This is a genomic window from Streptomyces sp. NBC_01142 (genome assembly GCF_026341125.1).
Classification (GTDB): domain Bacteria; phylum Actinomycetota; class Actinomycetes; order Streptomycetales; family Streptomycetaceae; genus Streptomyces.
The window spans coordinates 289,587-305,944 of sequence record NZ_JAPEOR010000002.1 but is presented as its reverse complement, the minus strand read 5'-3'; the positions used below and the strand labels follow the sequence as shown (position 1 = coordinate 305,944).

The 16,358-nt window shown below is 69.2% G+C and carries 14 protein-coding genes; 5 read left to right on the top strand and 9 right to left on the bottom strand.

Features of this window, described 5'->3' with window-relative positions; translation table 11 throughout:
• Positions 1-383: 383 nt before the first annotated feature.
• The 4 genes from OG883_RS18765 to OG883_RS18750 all read left to right on the top strand — a co-directional run bounded on the left by OG883_RS18765 (position 384) and on the right by OG883_RS18750 (position 5,177).
• A complete protein-coding gene (locus OG883_RS18765) occupies positions 384-722 on the top strand; it encodes a hypothetical protein (RefSeq protein ID WP_266542392.1) in 339 nt (112 codons plus the stop codon).
• A gap of 14 nt (positions 723-736) precedes the next feature.
• Entirely contained in the window at positions 737-2,623 is a 1,887-nt protein-coding gene (locus OG883_RS18760; protein ID WP_266542390.1) for a glycoside hydrolase family 15 protein, read from the top strand.
• A gap of 46 nt (positions 2,624-2,669) precedes the next feature.
• Positions 2,670-3,401: a hypothetical protein gene (locus OG883_RS18755; RefSeq protein ID WP_266542388.1), complete on the top strand. Its 732-nt coding sequence runs from the start codon at positions 2,670-2,672 to the stop codon at positions 3,399-3,401.
• Between the two features lie 129 nt (positions 3,402-3,530).
• The gene (locus tag OG883_RS18750) at positions 3,531-5,177 is read left to right on the top strand and encodes an IS1182 family transposase (protein WP_266542386.1); all 1,647 of its coding nucleotides are present in this window, start codon (positions 3,531-3,533) and stop codon (positions 5,175-5,177) included.
• An 88-nt stretch (positions 5,178-5,265) separates the two neighbouring features.
• Here the strand turns inward: OG883_RS18750 and OG883_RS18745 are convergent, their stop codons facing one another.
• The 5 genes from OG883_RS18745 to OG883_RS18725 all read right to left on the bottom strand — a co-directional run bounded on the left by OG883_RS18745 (position 5,266) and on the right by OG883_RS18725 (position 8,607).
• The gene (locus OG883_RS18745) at positions 5,266-5,505 is read right to left on the bottom strand and encodes a hypothetical protein (RefSeq protein WP_266542384.1); all 240 of its coding nucleotides are present in this window, start codon (positions 5,503-5,505) and stop codon (positions 5,266-5,268) included.
• Positions 5,506-5,822: 317 nt separating this feature from the next.
• On the bottom strand, positions 5,823-6,215 hold the full coding sequence (locus OG883_RS18740) for a DUF6281 family protein (protein ID WP_266542383.1): 393 nt from the start codon (positions 6,213-6,215) through the stop codon (positions 5,823-5,825).
• A 12-nt stretch (positions 6,216-6,227) separates the two neighbouring features.
• Positions 6,228-7,274 (bottom strand): matrixin family metalloprotease, encoded by a 1,047-nt coding sequence (locus tag OG883_RS18735; RefSeq protein ID WP_266542381.1) that lies wholly within the window; start codon positions 7,272-7,274, stop codon positions 6,228-6,230.
• A gap of 589 nt (positions 7,275-7,863) precedes the next feature.
• On the bottom strand, positions 7,864-8,427 hold the full coding sequence (locus OG883_RS18730) for a DciA family protein (RefSeq protein ID WP_266542379.1): 564 nt from the start codon (positions 8,425-8,427) through the stop codon (positions 7,864-7,866).
• Between the two features lie 9 nt (positions 8,428-8,436).
• Positions 8,437-8,607, bottom strand: coding sequence for a hypothetical protein (locus tag OG883_RS18725; RefSeq protein ID WP_266542377.1), 171 nt, complete (start codon positions 8,605-8,607; stop codon positions 8,437-8,439).
• Positions 8,608-8,869: 262 nt separating this feature from the next.
• Between OG883_RS18725 and OG883_RS18720 the strand changes: the two genes are divergently transcribed.
• On the top strand, positions 8,870-12,121 hold the full coding sequence (locus tag OG883_RS18720) for a bifunctional cytochrome P450/NADPH--P450 reductase (RefSeq protein ID WP_266542375.1): 3,252 nt from the start codon (positions 8,870-8,872) through the stop codon (positions 12,119-12,121).
• Positions 12,122-12,282: 161 nt separating this feature from the next.
• Here OG883_RS18720 and OG883_RS18715 read toward each other — a convergent pair whose 3' ends face one another.
• The 4 genes from OG883_RS18715 to OG883_RS18700 all read right to left on the bottom strand — a co-directional run bounded on the left by OG883_RS18715 (position 12,283) and on the right by OG883_RS18700 (position 16,316).
• Positions 12,283-12,561 (bottom strand): hypothetical protein, encoded by a 279-nt coding sequence (locus OG883_RS18715; protein WP_266542373.1) that lies wholly within the window; start codon positions 12,559-12,561, stop codon positions 12,283-12,285.
• A 753-nt stretch (positions 12,562-13,314) separates the two neighbouring features.
• Positions 13,315-13,995, bottom strand: coding sequence for a gamma-glutamyl-gamma-aminobutyrate hydrolase family protein (locus OG883_RS18710; protein ID WP_266542371.1), 681 nt, complete (start codon positions 13,993-13,995; stop codon positions 13,315-13,317).
• A gap of 11 nt (positions 13,996-14,006) precedes the next feature.
• The gene (gene eat / locus OG883_RS18705; RefSeq protein WP_266542369.1) at positions 14,007-15,452 is read right to left on the bottom strand and encodes an ethanolamine permease; all 1,446 of its coding nucleotides are present in this window, start codon (positions 15,450-15,452) and stop codon (positions 14,007-14,009) included.
• Positions 15,453-15,587: 135 nt separating this feature from the next.
• The gene (locus OG883_RS18700) at positions 15,588-16,316 is read right to left on the bottom strand and encodes a FadR/GntR family transcriptional regulator (protein WP_266542367.1); all 729 of its coding nucleotides are present in this window, start codon (positions 16,314-16,316) and stop codon (positions 15,588-15,590) included.
• Between the last annotated feature and the right edge of the window lie 42 nt (positions 16,317-16,358).

The following is a 16,358-nucleotide window of genomic DNA, read 5'->3' as shown; positions in this document are numbered from 1 at the left end:
AGAGCCGCCACTACAGATTTCGCGGCAAGCGCGAGAAAGGGACCGTCCGGCGACCGGATCGCCATCGTCGCCGGCCGGCTGTCGGCGTCACGTGTGGAGCCCTCCTCGTGACGGCGCCGAGCCGTCGGAAGGACCTCTCCGGCACCGGTCGGGAACCTCGCAAGACTCGCCGATCTCAGGAGGCAGAGGGACATTGGTGAGGAGGAGTACCAACAGGCGAAGTCGAGGTGCTTGTGACCTGGACAGCCGGCCCAAGGGGCGCCGGGCCGCCATGTGGGTCGGCGGCTGACACGCAGAATTGAGGCGTCATGCGTGCGGTGACAGTGGTACCCGGGAAGAGACCTGGGGCTGAGCCCCGAGTTCTCGTCGTCGAGTGCACCGGCGTGCCCGCCCTGATCCGGCAGTCGGCCGAGGTGGTCGCCGCGGGCGGGCTTGTCTGCCTCACCGGCGTCGGCTCGCTGACGGGCCGGTCCGCGGGCGGCATCGAGGACGGCTCGCCACGTCGGCCGTTCTGCGGAACCTCGCGGCCTTCAGATCCGTCAACGCCAACCGCCGCCCACTACTACCTGGCCGCCAGGGAGTTCGCCCGAGCCGAGCCGAGCCGAGCCGAGCGGGGCTGGCTGGAGGGACTTGTGACACGGCGAATCGCCCCGCGCGACATCGATCAGGCACTCGACCGGGACCGGACCGGCATCAAGGTGATGGTGGACTTCGCGTCCTGAGGGAGTTGAACGACATGACCAGGACCGATTACCCGCCGGTCTCCGACTACGCCTTCCTCAGCGACTGCCACTCCGTGGCGCTGGTGAGCCGCGACGCGTCGGTGGAATGGGCATGCTTCCACCGCTTCGACGGGCGATCGGTCTTCGCCCGCATACTGGACCGGAACCGAGGCGGCTACTTCCGCATAGCCCCGGTAGGACAGTTCACCACCACCCGTCGCTACCTGCCGGACACGAACGTGCTGGAGACCCGCTTCGACACGGCCACCGGAGTCGTCACCGTGACGGACTGCCTGCCGGTGCGTGAGGACCTCACCCGCCCCGGCCGGGTCGAGCGGCGGCCCCCGGAGGGACTGCTGCTGCGCACCGTGCGCAGCGAGTCGGGCACAGTCGACGTGGAGCTGGAGTTCGCCCCCAGATTCGAGTACGGGATGACCGTCCCGCACATGGAACTCACCGACGAGGATCTGGCCGTGGTCACCGGAGGCCCGGATTGCCTGCTTCTGCAGAGCGGGCTGGCACCGCTCAAGGTCGACGACCTCGGCAACTGCACCGCGCGGACGACCCTGACGGAGGGGCAGGTCGCCCACGTGGCTCTCACCTACGCGCGGGCCGGGGCACTGACCATCGAGCGTCACTCCCTCGTCGACCTGAACGGCAGGCTGGCGGAGACCGTGGCGTTCTGGACCAACTGGGCCGCGCGGTGCACCTACCAGGGCCCCCACCGCGACGCCGTGGTGCGTAGCGCGCTCGTGCTGAAGGGACTCATCTACGACGAGACCGGCGCTCTGGCCGCGGCCCCCACCACCTCGCTCCCCGAGGAGATCGGTGGAGAACGCAACTGGGACTACCGCTACACCTGGCTGCGCGACTCCGCGGCCATGCTCGGCTCGCTGGGCGCCCTCGGGTATCTGGAGGAAGCGGAGCGGTTCGGTGACTGGCTGCTGCGCACGACCGCGGGCCGGGCCGAGGACCTGCAGATCATGTACGGCATCGGCGGTGAGCGGCTGCTGCACGAAGTCGAACTGGACCATCTGGAGGGCTACCGTGCCTCTCGCCCGGTCCGGGTGGGAAACGGCGCGTGGGACCAGTTCCAGCTGGACACGTACGGCGAACTGCTGGAAGCGACGCTGCTCATCCTGAAGCTGCGCGGCCGGCAGATCATCGCCCCGCGCGGCGTGCGGTTCCTGCGCGACGTGGTGGACCTCAACATCAAGCGCTGGAAGGAGCCCGACGAGGGTATCTGGGAGATCCGCGGCGAGCGCCGGAATTTCGTCTTCTCCAAACTGATGGCATGGGCCGCCGTCGACTGCGGCATCCGCCTCCTCGACATGGTCCCCGCGCCGGCTCAGGAGCCGGGGTTGCGGGAGCGTTGGGCACAAGCCCGCCAGGAGATTCGGACGACCTTGGAAACCAAGGGAGTTGACCCCAAGACCGGTGCGTTCCTCCAGGCCTTCGACCACGACGAACTCGACGCATCCTCGCTGCAGGTGAGCCTGCGGGGCTTCCTGCCCGGGAACGATCCCAGGATCCTCGCCACGATCGACCGGACGGAAGCCGAGCTGACCCGCAACGGCCACGTCTACCGCTACCTCGGGGCGGACGGCCTGTCGGGCGAGGAGGGCTCGTTCGTCTTCTGCACCCTGTGGCTGGCGTCCGCCCTGGCACGTGCCGGCCGCACCGAGAAAGCAGAGAAGTACCTCGCCGGCGTCCTGGACTGCGCCAACGACCTCGGCCTCCTGGCGGAGGAGGTCGACCCCGACACCGGGGAGCAACTCGGCAACTTCCCCCAGGGGTTCAGCCATCTCGGCGTCATCGCGGCCGCACTGAACCTGGCCTACGCCCAATCCGGAGCCGACGCGCCCTGGCCTCCCCGGCGGTCGGGCACAGACGAGGACTGAGCCGCCCGGCGGCTCCAGCCCCCTGCGGGACGCCGCCCGCACCGGGATGCAGCAGGTCGCCGACGCCGATGGCCGCCTCGCCGTCAAGGCCCGCCGGGCACTGGCCAACCTGGCCCGTCTCGCCGGCGACTTCCCCACCGCCCTGGCGGCAGTCCCCGCCCTGGGCTGGAAGGGCCGCCACCACCGTGTCCTGGGCGACATCCACTGGTCCCACGCCGATACCGCGGCCGCCGTCGCCGCCTTCGAAGCCGGCCGTGCCGAAGCCGAGCAGCACGGTGCCGCCGGCGAGCGCGCCATGATGCAGGTCCGTCTCGCCCTCGCAGTCTCCTTCGCCGACCCCGACCGAGCAGATGACGAGCTCGCCCTCGCCCACCAGCTCCTCGACGGCCTCGACCAGCGGTCCAACACCCTCCTCGCCCAGGTCGTCGCCCTGATCAAGGACGCCGGAACCGGTGACGTCACCGCCCGCGCCCAGAGCCTGCACACCGACATCGAGGCCGCGGGGCTTCCCTTCCTCCACCGGTTCGTGGAGCTCGCCCTCGCCTTCCACCACGCCGTCCACGGCGAGGACCAGGACCTGGCCGCTACCATCGGCCGGCTGCGCGTGCTCACCGCCACCGGCGACTTCGCCTACTTCACCGACATCGCCCACTTCATGGCCCGCCTTCCCCTCCCGGAGCCCTCGACCATCCGCTGGACCAGGAGCGAAGACGAGGTCCGCTCCGCATGGCGCGGCCTGGTCCAGGCCCGGCAGGAACACCTGCTCGCCGGAAATTGACCCCGGACGCACCACGGCCCCGACCAGAGGTGTCTGGACGCTGTTGGTAAATCCGGGGCCTGCGTGACGACGGCCTGTACGACCCCGTTGGGGTGGTACAGGCCGTCGTCGTGTTTCTGGGGTGGGTTCGTGTCGTTGCATGGGGTGGAGTTGGCGGAGATTCCGGAGGAGACCGCGCGGGTGGCGCGTGCGGTGTTCCCGAAGGGCTGTCTGGCGATGCGGATGCGGGATGTGCTCGGGCCAGTCTTCGCTGATGCCCAGTTCGAGGGGTTGTTCCCGGTGCGGGGGCGTCCGGCGGTGTCGCCGGCCCGGCTGGCGCTGGTGTCGGTGTTGCAGTTCGCGGAGGGGCTGACCGACCGGCAGGCCGCGCACGCGGTCCGCTCGCGTCTGGACTGGAAGTACGCCCTGTCTCTGGAGCTCGCCGATACCGGGTTCGACTTCTCCGTGCTCAGCGAGTTCCGGGCCCGGCTGGCCGAGTCGGATGCGGACCGGGTGGTGTTCGACGCGGTGCTTCGGGCCGGTGGGGAGGCCGGGCTGGTCAAGGCGGGCAAGCGGCAGCGTACGGACGCCACCCATGTGCTGGCCGTGACCAGGGACCTGAGCCGGCTGGAGTTCGTGGTCGAGACGCTGCGAGCGGTGCTGAACCAGGTTGCTGAGGTGGCCGGGGAATGGCTGGTGACGGTGGCGGCGCCGGAGTGGTTCGACCGCTACTCGGCCCGGCCGGAGGACAGCCGTTTCCCGTCCCGATGGGCGGCACGTGTCGAGCACGGAGACCAGTGCGGGGCCGATGGCATGGTGCTGCTTAAGGCTGTCTGGTCGGTGTCGGCGCCGCCCAGCCTGCGGGCCCTCCCGGCCGTGGAGTTGCTGCGCCAGACCTGGGTGCAGCAGTTTTACCAGGCCGACGACGCCGTGCGCTGGCGGGAGCCGAAGAACACCCCGCCGGGCCTGATCCGCTTACGCACCCCGCACGAACCCGGGGCAAGGACCGGATCCAAGCGGGATCTGGGCTGGTCCGGCTACAAGGTCCACCTCAGCGAGACCTGCGAGCCCGACGCACCGCACCTGATCACCCACATCCACACCACCCCGGCACCGGTCAGTGACATCGCTGTCCTGGAGGACATCCACACCGCGCTGGCCGAGCGTGAGCTCTTGCCGGACGAGCACCTGGTGGACGCCGGATACGTGGACGCCGAGCAGATCCACCACGCTCGCCGCGACCACGGCATTGACCTCGTCGGCCCTGTCGGGAAGGTGACCAACCGGAAACAGGCGGCCGGGGACTTCTTCGACAACACTCGCTTCACCATCGACTGGGACCAGCACACGGTCACCTGTCCCGGAGGTAAACAGAGCACTGTCTGGCGAGCGACCACCAGCCACCGGGGCACCCCCGTGACCCGGGTCAAGTTCCCGGCCAGAGAGTGCGGCCCCTGCGAGCTGAGGACGTCGTGCACCGACTCGCCCAAGGGACGCGCACTCACCTTCCGCCCCCAGGCCGAGCACGAGATCCTCCAACAGGCCCGGATCGAACAGGACACCGCGCTATGGCGACGACGCTACGGGCACCGTGCTGGGGTCGAGGGCACCATCTCCCAAGGCGTCCAGGCGTTCGGCCTGCGCAGATCCCGCTACCGCGGCCTCGCCAAAACCCGGCTGCAACACCACTTCACCGGAGCCGCCATCAACCTCGCCCGCCTCGACGCCTGGCTCACCGGCAGACCCCTCGCCCGCACCCGTATCTCACCCTTCGCAGCACTCCGCCCCGCTGGATGAGATCCAGCGGGGCGGAATTAACCAACAGCGTCCAGAGGTGTCTGGTCGGGGCCGTCGCCATGTACGGGCCGGGCGCCGGGCGGAGAAGTCAGCCGGCGTCGGGGCGCTGTCCCACGAGCTGGGTGAGCAGCTCGATGATCTGAGCCTGGTTCCGGTCGATCTTCTTGTCGAGAGCCTCGACCTTCTGGTCCAGGTTCCCGATCTGGAGACGCACCGCGGTGAGGTCGGACTTGATGATCCCGAACTCGCGGTCGTGCTTCTCCGCGACCTCTTCGAAACGCCGGGTCAGGGCAGCGAGCTCGCTGTGAGCGATGGGGTCCTCGGGCACGCGGGTACTCCTGCCAGATCACAAAACCGCAGATAAGAAGACTCCACAATATCGCGCCCGCACCCCCCCCGTACGACCTCCGTTCCATGGTCCCCCCGCTACGGCTGAGGCGTGGCCTGCGGACCGTCGACAGCAGGCCTGGCCACCGTTGACCTGCTCGAACCGCCACGGTGATCCGCGTGCTTCGAACTGCAGACCAACCACCGTCGCACCAGACGACGTCGGCTCCCGAGACCACAGACAGGTCTTGGGAGCCGACGGTCACGCCAGGGCCGGAATTGGCCAGCATCAGTTGTGCTGCCGGGCACCACTCCGCGTCATGAGCCGTCGATCAGTCTCTTCACCTCGGGCGGGAGTTCCGAGCCGGAGTAGGAGACGACGAATACGGCGTCCTCGGGGGTGTCCCCGACGGCGATCGCCACCTTCGGAGAGAGGCCGTCCACTTCGTAGGCGGTCTCTGTGGTTCCAGCCTCCTCGGCTTCGTCCTGGCCGCCTGTGTCGTCGCACGGCGGCTTGGTAGCACTGCCCAGCTTGTCGGCGACCGTGAAATCCACGTTCGCGACATCCCGGTACGTCCGGCCGTCATAGGTGAACTGGATCGCGCAGGACGGTGCCCCCCCGTCGCTGCTGTCGTCGGCGGCGCACCCTGCGGTCGGCACCGTCAGAGTCGCCGCCAGCAGCAGGCCCGCAGATCGTACGGCTCGGTTCATTGCCGTTCTCCCTCAGTAGATGCTGCGCAGACCCATGACGTCTCCCTTGCCAAGGGTCCTTGCCTTCGTGGTGCAGGTGAACGAGTTCGTGTACATGGTGAGGTTCTGGTGCCCCGAACCGACATGTCCGAGTCCGAAGACGTGTCCGGCCTCGTGCGTACCTACGGAGCGGATGTCGTACTTATTCGAGCATCTGCTCGTCGGCTTGTTCGTGAAGTCGTAGTCGGCGGTGTTGAAGCGGACGTCGGCCTCACGCAAGTCGTTCTTGACGCCGGGCATGGGCCAGGTCCAGGAGCATGTCGCCGCGACGACGCCGGACCCGAGGTCGCCGGCGTCCCAGGTGCTCAGCGTGTCCCGGTCTGTGCACTGAGTTCTGCTGTTGATGTCCGCTTCGAAGCTCGTGGGCGCCCGGTAGTGGTGCTTCGCGGGGACTTGGTCGCTGTAGCCGCAATTGTTGGAGCTGCCGGTGATGTTGTCGATGGCATCCCAGAACGCTTCCCTGGCGTCTTCGCGTGACAGACTGCCGGGCATTCCCCCGTCGCCGATCCACCACTCGTAGGTGCCGTACTCCTTGCGATCATCAGTGGAGTAGGCGCCGTCGCTGCAGGCATCCGCGGCTGCCGAGGAATCCGCGTCTGCTACCTCGGTCTCTCCCGTAGCAGTGGTGTCTGGTGCGTCTGCGTCGGTGCTGTCCGACTCATGCGAGAGGTCAGCCGCTGTAGCCGCAGCATTCGACAGGACGTCAGGGACGTCCGAACCAGCGGTGGACGAATCCGCGTCAGCGCCGCCCAGGTCGTAGGAGACCTTGCCGTCGGCGGCGACCTCCAGGGTGAACCCGTGCGTGCTCCCGTCCGGCGCCAGCGCCGAAATGCTCACGGCCGTCCCCGGCTCGGGAACCGTCACACCGGTACCGTCATAGGTGACGACGCGCCCGACTGCACCGCAGCCGATCACGGAGGAGCCAGCGGGCAGGTCACCGGTGCTCAGCTCTCCTTCGTCGGGCAGGTCGCAGACAGCGGCGTCGGGCGTCCCCGCCGTGGCCGTCTGGGCATCGCTCACTGCGGCTCCTACTGCTACCACGAGCGAGAAAGCTATAGCGGATCTTGCTATGCGCTCTCGGCTACGTGCAGTCATTCTCCACCCCCGAAATACCTCCCGCTAAGCGGGACTTGATCAGAATTCGGCAACAGTAGCCGCAACCTGTTGGCAAAAGATTCTCAATTTTCGCTTTGAGACAGCTTTCTGTTTCGCATGGCTGAAATAGTCCGCCCGTGCAGGGAACCGGATTTCCGCAGGGCCGAATTCATGGAACTCCGAATTCCGTCCGCTGCGAAGCGGTGGATCAGGTGCTTTGCGCTCTCCCAGATGCGAGGGATTCGATCGGGCGGCGACGGTCGCCTCCACTCCCCTCCGCCGGGCACCGGCCGGGTGATGGAGAGCAGCGCGTACGTGCCAAAGCCTTCGCCGACGCCGGTAGGGAGCAGGGGCCCGCCCTGTACTGGTGAGCGGCTGGCCGCCGCACGCGCGAGCGGGTTACGGCAGACGGAGGGGGCTTCCGTGGAAGCGCGGATGTGGGACGCATTGGTCGGCGTGGTGAAGAGCGCGTACACCGCAGGGCTGGGTGAGGGGACCGTGCCGCGCCCGCTCATCATGCCGCTGGTGCGCGGCGAGCTGGTCGGGATGATCTGGGTCCGCCCCTCTCAAGGTCGGCGCGGTGCGCCGGGCCGGTCGCGCCAACGGCCAGGACCTGGACGGTGCGGACCGCCTGTGTGCCGACCCCGTCGTTCACCGCGGCGACGATCCGGGAGCTGATCAGCCGCAGCTGGGTGGCGTACGCGGACGAGTCCGGGCGCAGGTCCAGTTGGCCGGAGTCGGCGTGGAAGGCAACGGCGGTGACGTGCGCGGGCAGGTTCGGGGAGACGGTGGCCGCGATTGCCGGCCACTGGTCCAGGATGCTGCCGCCTGCGGCAGGGACGTCCCAGGCCCGGTCGGCCATCAGGCCCTGGAGCACCGCTGCGAACCCGGTCGGCTCCCGGCCGTCGCGCCGGGCCGCCGTGGTGCGGGTGCGGCGCTTCGTCTTCCGAGTCCCGCCCTCGCCGCGGGCCTTGGCGGCTTCGCGGGCCTGGTGCAGTGCGACCCGTGACAGGTCGACGCCGGACAGCTCCGGGGCCGGCTGCTCGCTGCTGGTGGTGGTGTTCACGGTCTCGGTCATCACGGCCTCCTACCGGCGTCCGATGGTCATCAGCGAGCTGCTGCTCGCCAGCTTGCGAGCACGCCGAACCAGGTCAGCGCCGTAAATGTGCTCAGCGGCGGCCGGGCCGAGGGTGTCGAACGTGGTCATGATGAGCGTGGTGTCGCCCGCCATGAACTCGCCCAGCCCCGTCGCCCGCATGTCCGCCAGGTCCTCCGGGCTCAGGCCCTCGACACCACCCAGCTCGGGCAGCGCCTCATCCGGGACGGCCGCGCCGGAGGCGACGCTCGACCGGGCTTCTCTCAGGACGGGCCGCTCAACCGATCAGGCGCCCTCGGCCTGAGTGAGAACGCGCAGGTCCGACCCGGTGCCTCACGACCACATCTGCTGTTGCGGCCCCCGCACCGCAGGGAGACGCTCGATACACGGACCGCGGCTCCACCGATTCCTGGGAGTGATGGAGATGACGACGCTGAGTGGTGGCGGTGCGGAGGAGATACCCGCGCCTGCCGGGCTTCCGCTGATCGGGAATCTCCGGGACATCGCACACCGGAACTTCATCGAACACGCGATCCGGCTGGCTCGTCAGTATGGGCCGATCTTCCGGCTGGACACGCCGCTCGGTGGGCGGATCTTCGTCTCCGGGGCCGATCTGGTCGACGAGATCTGCGACGACGCGCGCTTCGACAAGTTGGTGACCGGAGGGCTGACGCGGCTGCAGAGCTCCGCCATCGGCAACGGGCTCTTCACCGCGGACACCGCCGACCCGATGTGGCGGCGGGCGCACAGCATCCTGATGCCGCCGTTCGGCCTGAAGGCGATGCGCGACTACATGCCGATGATGCTGGACCTGGCCGGGCAGCTGTTGGACAAGTGGGCCCGGCTCAACCCCGACGACGAGGTCGACGTGTCGGCCGACATGACGCGCCTCACCCTGGACACCGTCGCGCTGTGTGGATTCGGCTATCGTCTCAACTCCTTCTACCGGGAAACTCCGCACCCGTTCGTCCAGGCCATGACGCGGGTCCTGCTGGAGGCCCAGAGCCAGGCCCGGCTGCCCGCCGCCGTCAACCGCGCCCGCAAGCGCGCCCAGCGCCGGTACGAGCGGGACAACGCGTTCATGAACGAGATCGTCGATCAGCTCATCCGGCGGCGGCGGGCGGCCGGGGACACCGAGACCAAGGACCTGCTCGGCTGCATGCTGGCCGGTGTGGACCGGCAGACGGGCGAGCGGCTTCCGGACGAGAACATCCGGGCGCAGTGCATCACGTTCCTCATCGCCGGTCACGAGACGACCAGCGGTCTGCTCTCCTTCGCCACGCACTTCCTGCTCAAGCACCCCGAGGTGGTCGAGCGCGCGCGTGCCGAGGCCGACGAGGTCCTGGGCACGGATTTGGGGGTCGCGCCGACATACGAGCAGGTGCACCGGCTCACCTACATCGCGCAGGTGCTGGACGAGTCGTTGCGGCTGTGGCCGACCGCGCCTGCCTTCACCCGCACCCCGTACGAGGAGACGACCATCGGCGGCCGCTACCGGATCTCCCCCGGCACCCCGCTGACCATCCTCACCCCCGCACTCCACCGGGACAGCAACATCTGGGGCCCGAACGCAGAGGACTTCGACCCCGAGCACTTCAGCCCGGAGCGTCGGTCACAGCTTCGGCCGAACGCCTTCAAACCCTTCGGCACCGGACAGCGGGCCTGCATCGGCAGGCAGTTCGCCATGCAGGAGGCGCAGCTGGTGCTCGGCATGCTGCTGCAGCGCTTCGAACTGATCGACCACCTCGGCTACCAGCTGAAGATCAAACAGACCCTCACCATCAAGCCGGACGGGCTCAAGGTGCAGGTCAGACCACTCGCTGGACGGACGGCCGCCGCGCCTTTGCCGCGCGCCGCGGAGGCGGAACCGGCGAAGGCGCCGAAGCCCGAGGCCACCGCCGTGCCCGCCGTGGACGTGCACGGTACACCGCTGGCGGTGCTCTTCGGCTCCAACCTGGGCACCGCCGAAGGGATCGCGGGAGAACTCGCACGGGAGGGAACGGAACGCGGCTTCGACGTCACGGTCGGCCCGCTCGACGACCACCTCGGCGATCTGCCCCGCGAGGGCGCGACCATCGTCGTCACCGCCTCGTACAACGGCACAGCGCCGGACAACGCCGCCCGGTTCTGCGGCTGGCTACAGGACCCGGCGACCCCGGCGGACGCCTGCTCCACCATGCGGTACACCGTCTTCGGCTGCGGACACACCGACTGGGCGGCTACCTACCAGACCGTCCCCAAGCTGGTCGACACCGAGCTGGAGGCACACGGCGCCACCCGCGTCCACCCGCGCGGCGAGGGAGACGCCAAGAGCGACTTCGACGCGCAGTACCGGGCATGGCACGCCGGGCTGTGGCCGGACCTCGCCGAGGCGCTGTCGCTGCCGGCCGCGGTCGGTCAGGCCGCCGCTCCCAGGCCCGGGCTGGCGATCTCGATGGTCAACAGGCGTGAGACCAACCCGGTCATCACCTCCTACCGTGCCCGTCCCGCTTTCGTACGGGTCAACCGCGAGCTGCAGCACCACGACGGCGGGCGGCCGGAACGTTCCACCCGCCACCTGGAGATCGCCCTGCCCGAAGGGACGACCTACGAGGCGGGCGACCACCTCGGCGTGCTGCCGCGCAACCAGGTCGACGCCGTATGGCGCGTGTGCCGGCACTTCAAGCTGGACCTGGGCAACTACATCACGATCGCCCCGGGCCCAGGGGTGCCCAGCCACCTGCCGACGGGCGAGGCCGTGCCGTTGATCGGCGTGCTCGCCAGCTGCGTCGAGTTGCAGGACGTGGCCACCCGCTCCGACCTGGAGGCCATGGCCGCCCGTACCGACGACCCCAAGCAACGTGACGAACTGCTCACCCTCGCGGCCGACGACCCCGAGAGCCGCGAGCACTACCAGGAGCGGGTCTTCGCCCCGCGCAAGTCGGTGCTCGACCTGCTCGGCGAGTTCCCGGACTGCCATCTGCCGTTCGACACCTTCCTGGAGCTGCTGCCGCCACTGCGCCCGCGCTACTACTCGATCTCCTCCTCGCCCCTGGTCTCCCCGGACGTCTGCAGCATCACCACCGGCGTACTGGAGGACCCGGCCCGATCCGGCCACGGACTCTTCCACGGCGTGTGCTCCAACCACCTGGCGCACAGCGACCCCGACAGCACAGTCTTCGCCTTCGTCCGCAAGCCCACGATCCCGTTCAGGCCCCCGGACAACCCCCACCTTCCGATGATCATGATCGGCTGCGGCACCGGCCTCGCACCCTTCCGCGGCTTCCTGCAGGAGCGGGCCACGCAGAAGGAGCAGGGCGCGCCGGTCGCCCAGTCGCTGCTCTTCTTCGGCTGCCGCAACCCCGAACGGGACTTCCTCTACGAGGAGGAGCTGCGGCACTTCGAGCAGCTGGGGGTCGTACGGCTGCAACCGGCGTTCTCGCGGGTGCCGGGCAGGCCCAAGACGTACGTCCAGCACCTGATCGCCGAACACGCCGACGAGGTGTGGCAGTTGCTGCAGGATCAGGCCGTGGTCTTCGTCTGCGGCGACGCCACCAGGATGGCGCCCGACGTACGGCGCGCCTTCACCGACATCTTCACCAGCCGCACCGGCACATCGGCGGGCGACGCAGACGCCTGGTTCACCGGACTGCGCCAGGCGAACCGCTACCTGGAGGACATCTGGGGCGCGGACTGACCCGCCCACGACAACAGGGTGTGCCGCCGTCCACTTGCTTGAGCGGTGCGCAATGACATTGGCCGGCGACAGCAGGAGTCGCCGCCGCGTGCCCTCATGACTGCACGGCTATTGCACGTCTCCGGCCACCACCGCAATACCGGCCGGCGGCGTCAGAGGTGTCACGGCTCGTTCTTCTCGTCGGTGGCCGCGGCCCGGGCGCGACGGCGGCCCACCAGGGCACTTCCCGCGATCACCAGGCCGATGGCGATGACCTTGGCGGCCTGGTAGTAGCCAGTCGCCAGGTTCGCCGGGGCGCCGGGCAACCGGAGGAAGACCCACGCTGCCGCGAGACCACCGAAGATGATCAGTGCGACAGCACCCAGCGTCCCGAGATCCGCCCACCAGGGGGGTGTGTGGTAACCCCGCTCGTCTGTCTGCGCAACGTCCTTGTCGGTCATGGTCTGTTCTCCTGTGCGTGTGGTGGCGGTCGCGAGGGAGGATGTGGGCCACGGTGCGTGGGGCTACCGGGCCGGTTCCTGCCGGGAGTTGACATCCTGCCAGTCGGCGAAATCCCGCCACTCATTCGCCCCCTTTGAGCGGGGTGATGGACGACTCCCGCCGTGGTGATGGCAAGACCAGCATCAGAAATGCCACCACCTGGACCGCTCGTCCGCGCAGCCCACCCAGAGCTCTTTGGTATCGACCGCACAGGTATGAGGGTCACGAACCCACGTGCCTCTCAGCAGAAGGACACCCCCAACACCAGTGGGTTCGCCACACCAATGCCTTGAGAATCTGCGAACCCGCCGGTTTGAGTTTCCGCTGGAGGTGATCCCCCCATGCCCCGCAGAACCCGCCCTCCTTGTTCTGTCCCCGGGTGCCCTGAGCTGACCCGAGCCGGCGGACGCTGTGCCAAGCATGAGTGCGAGGCCAACGCGGACCGTGGGCCTCACGTGGTGGCGCTGTCCACACCACACGGTGGCAGCGCATCCGTAAGGCGTACTTGGGGAGGCCCTACCGCTGAGCCGGCCAGCGCCCCACGACGAAGTGAGCGGGCAGCCGACCCCCGATGGCGTGATCAGAAACAGCCAGGAATCACGCAGGCAGCAGTGTGTCCCGCCCGGTCAGATGCCGGGCGGGACACAACACCTGCTTACGAACATCGGGAAGGGGCGGGGTGGGGGAGAGCCCCCGCCCTGCTCGCCCTCCGCTCAGCGCGTCGCCGCCCGGATCAGCGCCGACATCACCCTCGTGTCCTCTCCCGCCTCCGGATGCCACTGCACCGCCAGCACCCACCCCGCTCCCGGGAGTTCCACCGCCTCCACCGTGCCGTCCTCCGCGTGCGCGCTCGCCGTCAGCGCGTCGGCCAGGCGGTCCACCGACTGGTGGTGGTACGTGGGGACCGGCGACTCCTCCGGGACGATCTCCGCGTACCGCGTGCCCGGCACCGGCTTCACCAGGTGCGTCCCGAAGACGCCCACGCCTCCGGTGTGCCCGTCCAGGTGCTGGACCAGCGTCCCGCCCAGTTCCACGTTCAGCAGCTGCAGCCCCCGGCAGATCCCGAGGAGTGGCGTCCCGGACGCCAACGCCGCCCGGATCAGGGCGAGTTCCCATGCGTCACGGTCCCGCGCGGGCGGGCCGGTGCGAGGATGGGGCTCCGCCCCGTACCGCACGGGCTCGACGTCCGCCCCGCCGGCGATGACGAGTCCGTCCAGCCGGGCCACGACGGACTCGGCCTGGGCCGGGTCGTCCGGCGGGAGCAGTGTGGCGAGGCCCCCCGCCGTCTGTACGAGGCGTGAGTACCCGGCGGGCAGCACCGCGGCGGGCATGTCCCACACCCCCCATGTGGCGGGCTCCAGGTAGGTGGTGACGCCGATGAGCGGCTTGGACACAGTGACTCCGTTCAGTTCCGTTCGAGTTCCGCCTCGGCCGCCGCCAGCGCCGCGAACTCCTCCTCCGGCGCCTGTGCGACCAGATGGTGGCGGCTGTAGATCGCGAAGTAGGCGAGAGCCACGGCGTAGACGCCCAGCGCGATGAACGCCGCGTCCTTGTCCACCAGGAACGTCGCCACCAGCGCGGACAGCGCGAGTACAAAGGCGACGGACGAGGTGAGAACGCCGCCCGGTGTGCGGTACGGGCGCGGGAGGTCGGGCTCGCGGCGCCGCAGCACGATGTGCGACAGCGCCATCAGCGCGTAACTGATCGTCGCGCCGAACACCGCTATGTTCAGCATGCGCGCGCCGTTCCCCGTACCCGCCGCCAGCGCGAAGCCGATCGCCCCGGGGATCAGGAGCCCCAGGTACGGCGACTTGCGCCGGCTCGTGAGGGAGAGGAACCGGGGCAGATATCCGGCCCGGGAGAGCGCGAAGAGCTGGCGCGAGCCCGCGTAGATGAGGGAGAAGAAGGACGCGACCAGGCCGGCGAGGCCCGCGTAGTTGACGAAGCGGCTCAGCGGGGTCGGGTCGCCGTCGCCCTGCAGGGCCACCACCAGCGGGTTGCCGGCCTCCTGGATGGCGGCGGAGCCGCGCGCGCCGGTCGAGGCGAAGAAGGTCAGTACGGCGAGCAGGACGAGGATGCCCATGGAGATGGAGAGCGCCCGCGGCATGGAACGCACCGGGTCCTTCGCCTCCTCCGCCGCCAGCGGCACGCCCTCGACCCCGAGGAAGAACCACATGCCGAAGGGGAACGCCGCCCATATGCCCAGCAGGCCGAACGGCAGCCAGGAGCCCGAGCCGAACGCTTCCTTGTCGACCGGGATGTCGTTCAGTCCTTCCCCGCTGAACTCGGTGAACGCGCCGACCGCGAAGATCAGCAGCGCCGCGACGGCGATCGCCGTCACCACAAGGCTGAAGCGCAGTGCCTCGCCGACGCCCCACAGATGGATGCCGATGAAGATCGCGAAGCAGGCGAGATAGACCGGCCAGCCCGATTCCAGACCGAACAGGCCGAGGGATTCGACGTAGTCGCCGATGAATATGGAGATCGCGGCGGGCGCGAGGATGTACTCGATGAGGATCGCGGTGCCGGTCAGGAAGCCGCCCCAGGTGCCCAGTGCGCGGCGGGCGAAGCCGTAGCCCCCGCCCGCCGTCGGCAGGATCGCCGACAGTTCGGCGAGCGCGAAGACCAGACAGGCGTACATCACGCCCATCAGCAGGGTGGCGATCGCCAGACCGCCGAAGCCTCCCTTGGACAGGCCGATGTTCCAGCCGGAGAAGTCGCCGGAGACGACATAGGCGACGCCGAGCCCGGTGAGCAGCAGCCAGCCGGCGCTGCCCCTGCGCAGGGTGCGCCGTTTCATATATGCGTCGTCGGCTGGGGACGGGGTGCGCGTGGTGGTGCCTTCGGCCATGAGTCGCTCCTGGCAGAGGTCAAAGGTTTGTGCGCACACCTTTGCGTTAGGCATCGTGGATGCGCAAGCCCTGTGCGTAAAGCCCGGGTTACGGTTCGGTCGACGCCGCCGCCCGGGAAGGGCCGGCGCCGAGGGTCAGGAGAGGAAGCCGCGCAGCAGTGCGGCCGTCCCCTCGCAGTGCTCCCGCATCACCTCGCGCGCCGCGTCCGGATCCGCGTCGAGCACCGCCTCGACCAGTGCCGCGTGCTGGTGCTGCGAATGCTCGAGGTTTCGTACGAGCAGCGGAATGCAGTCCAGCAGCTCGTTCAGCGTGGCCCGCACGGCGGCGTACTGCGCGGTCAGTGAGGGGGAGCCGGACAGCTCGGCGAGGGTGAGATGCAGCAGCGTGTCCTGTCGCCGGTACTCGGCGAGCGGTGCGTCGTGCGTCGCGGCCAGGGCCGTACGCAGCCGGTCCGCGCCCTCGTCGGTCAGACCGTGCGCGGCGCACAGCCCGGCCGCCCCCACCTCGAGCACCTCCCGGAAGCGCAGCGTGTCCTCGACGTCCACCGAGGCCACGCGCCGCCGCAGCTCGTCCTCTCCGTGCGAGCCGGGGCGGTGCAGTACGAACGTTCCGCCGTACCGGCCGCGCCTGCTCTCCACCAGCCCCTGATCGGTGAGGACCTTCAGTACCTCGCGCAGGGTGACCCGGCTGATCCCCATCCGGTCGGCGAGCTCACGCTCCGCGGGCAGCCGTTCGCCCCCGGAGACCAGGCCGAGGCGCAGCAGCTGAAGGATTTGTTCCAGTGCTTCCTCGAAGCCGTTGCCCGCGCGCACGGTGCGCAGCACGGGCGTCAACGGGTCGGCCGATTCACTCTTCTCGGTCACCTCGCCGTTCCCCCTTCCCAATCAATGGTCTTCAGGAATACC

Excerpts from the sequence above, each read along its gene's own strand:
- OG883_RS18715 (WP_266542373.1), bottom strand. The coding sequence starts at position 12,561 with ATGACCGACAAGGACGTTGCGCAGACAGACGAGCGGGGTTACCACACA.
- OG883_RS18725 (WP_266542377.1), bottom strand. The coding sequence starts at position 8,607 with ATGCGGGCGACGGGGCTGGGCGAGTTCATGGCGGGCGACACCACGCTC.
- OG883_RS18730 (WP_266542379.1), bottom strand. The coding sequence starts at position 8,427 with ATGACCGAGACCGTGAACACCACCACCAGCAGCGAGCAGCCGGCCCCG.
- OG883_RS18760 (WP_266542390.1), top strand. The coding sequence starts at position 737 with ATGACCAGGACCGATTACCCGCCGGTCTCCGACTACGCCTTCCTCAGC.
- OG883_RS18740 (WP_266542383.1), bottom strand. The coding sequence starts at position 6,215 with ATGAACCGAGCCGTACGATCTGCGGGCCTGCTGCTGGCGGCGACTCTG.
- eat (WP_266542369.1), bottom strand. The coding sequence starts at position 15,452 with ATGGCCGAAGGCACCACCACGCGCACCCCGTCCCCAGCCGACGACGCA.
- OG883_RS18720 (WP_266542375.1), top strand. The coding sequence starts at position 8,870 with ATGACGACGCTGAGTGGTGGCGGTGCGGAGGAGATACCCGCGCCTGCC.
- OG883_RS18755 (WP_266542388.1), top strand. The coding sequence starts at position 2,670 with ATGCAGCAGGTCGCCGACGCCGATGGCCGCCTCGCCGTCAAGGCCCGC.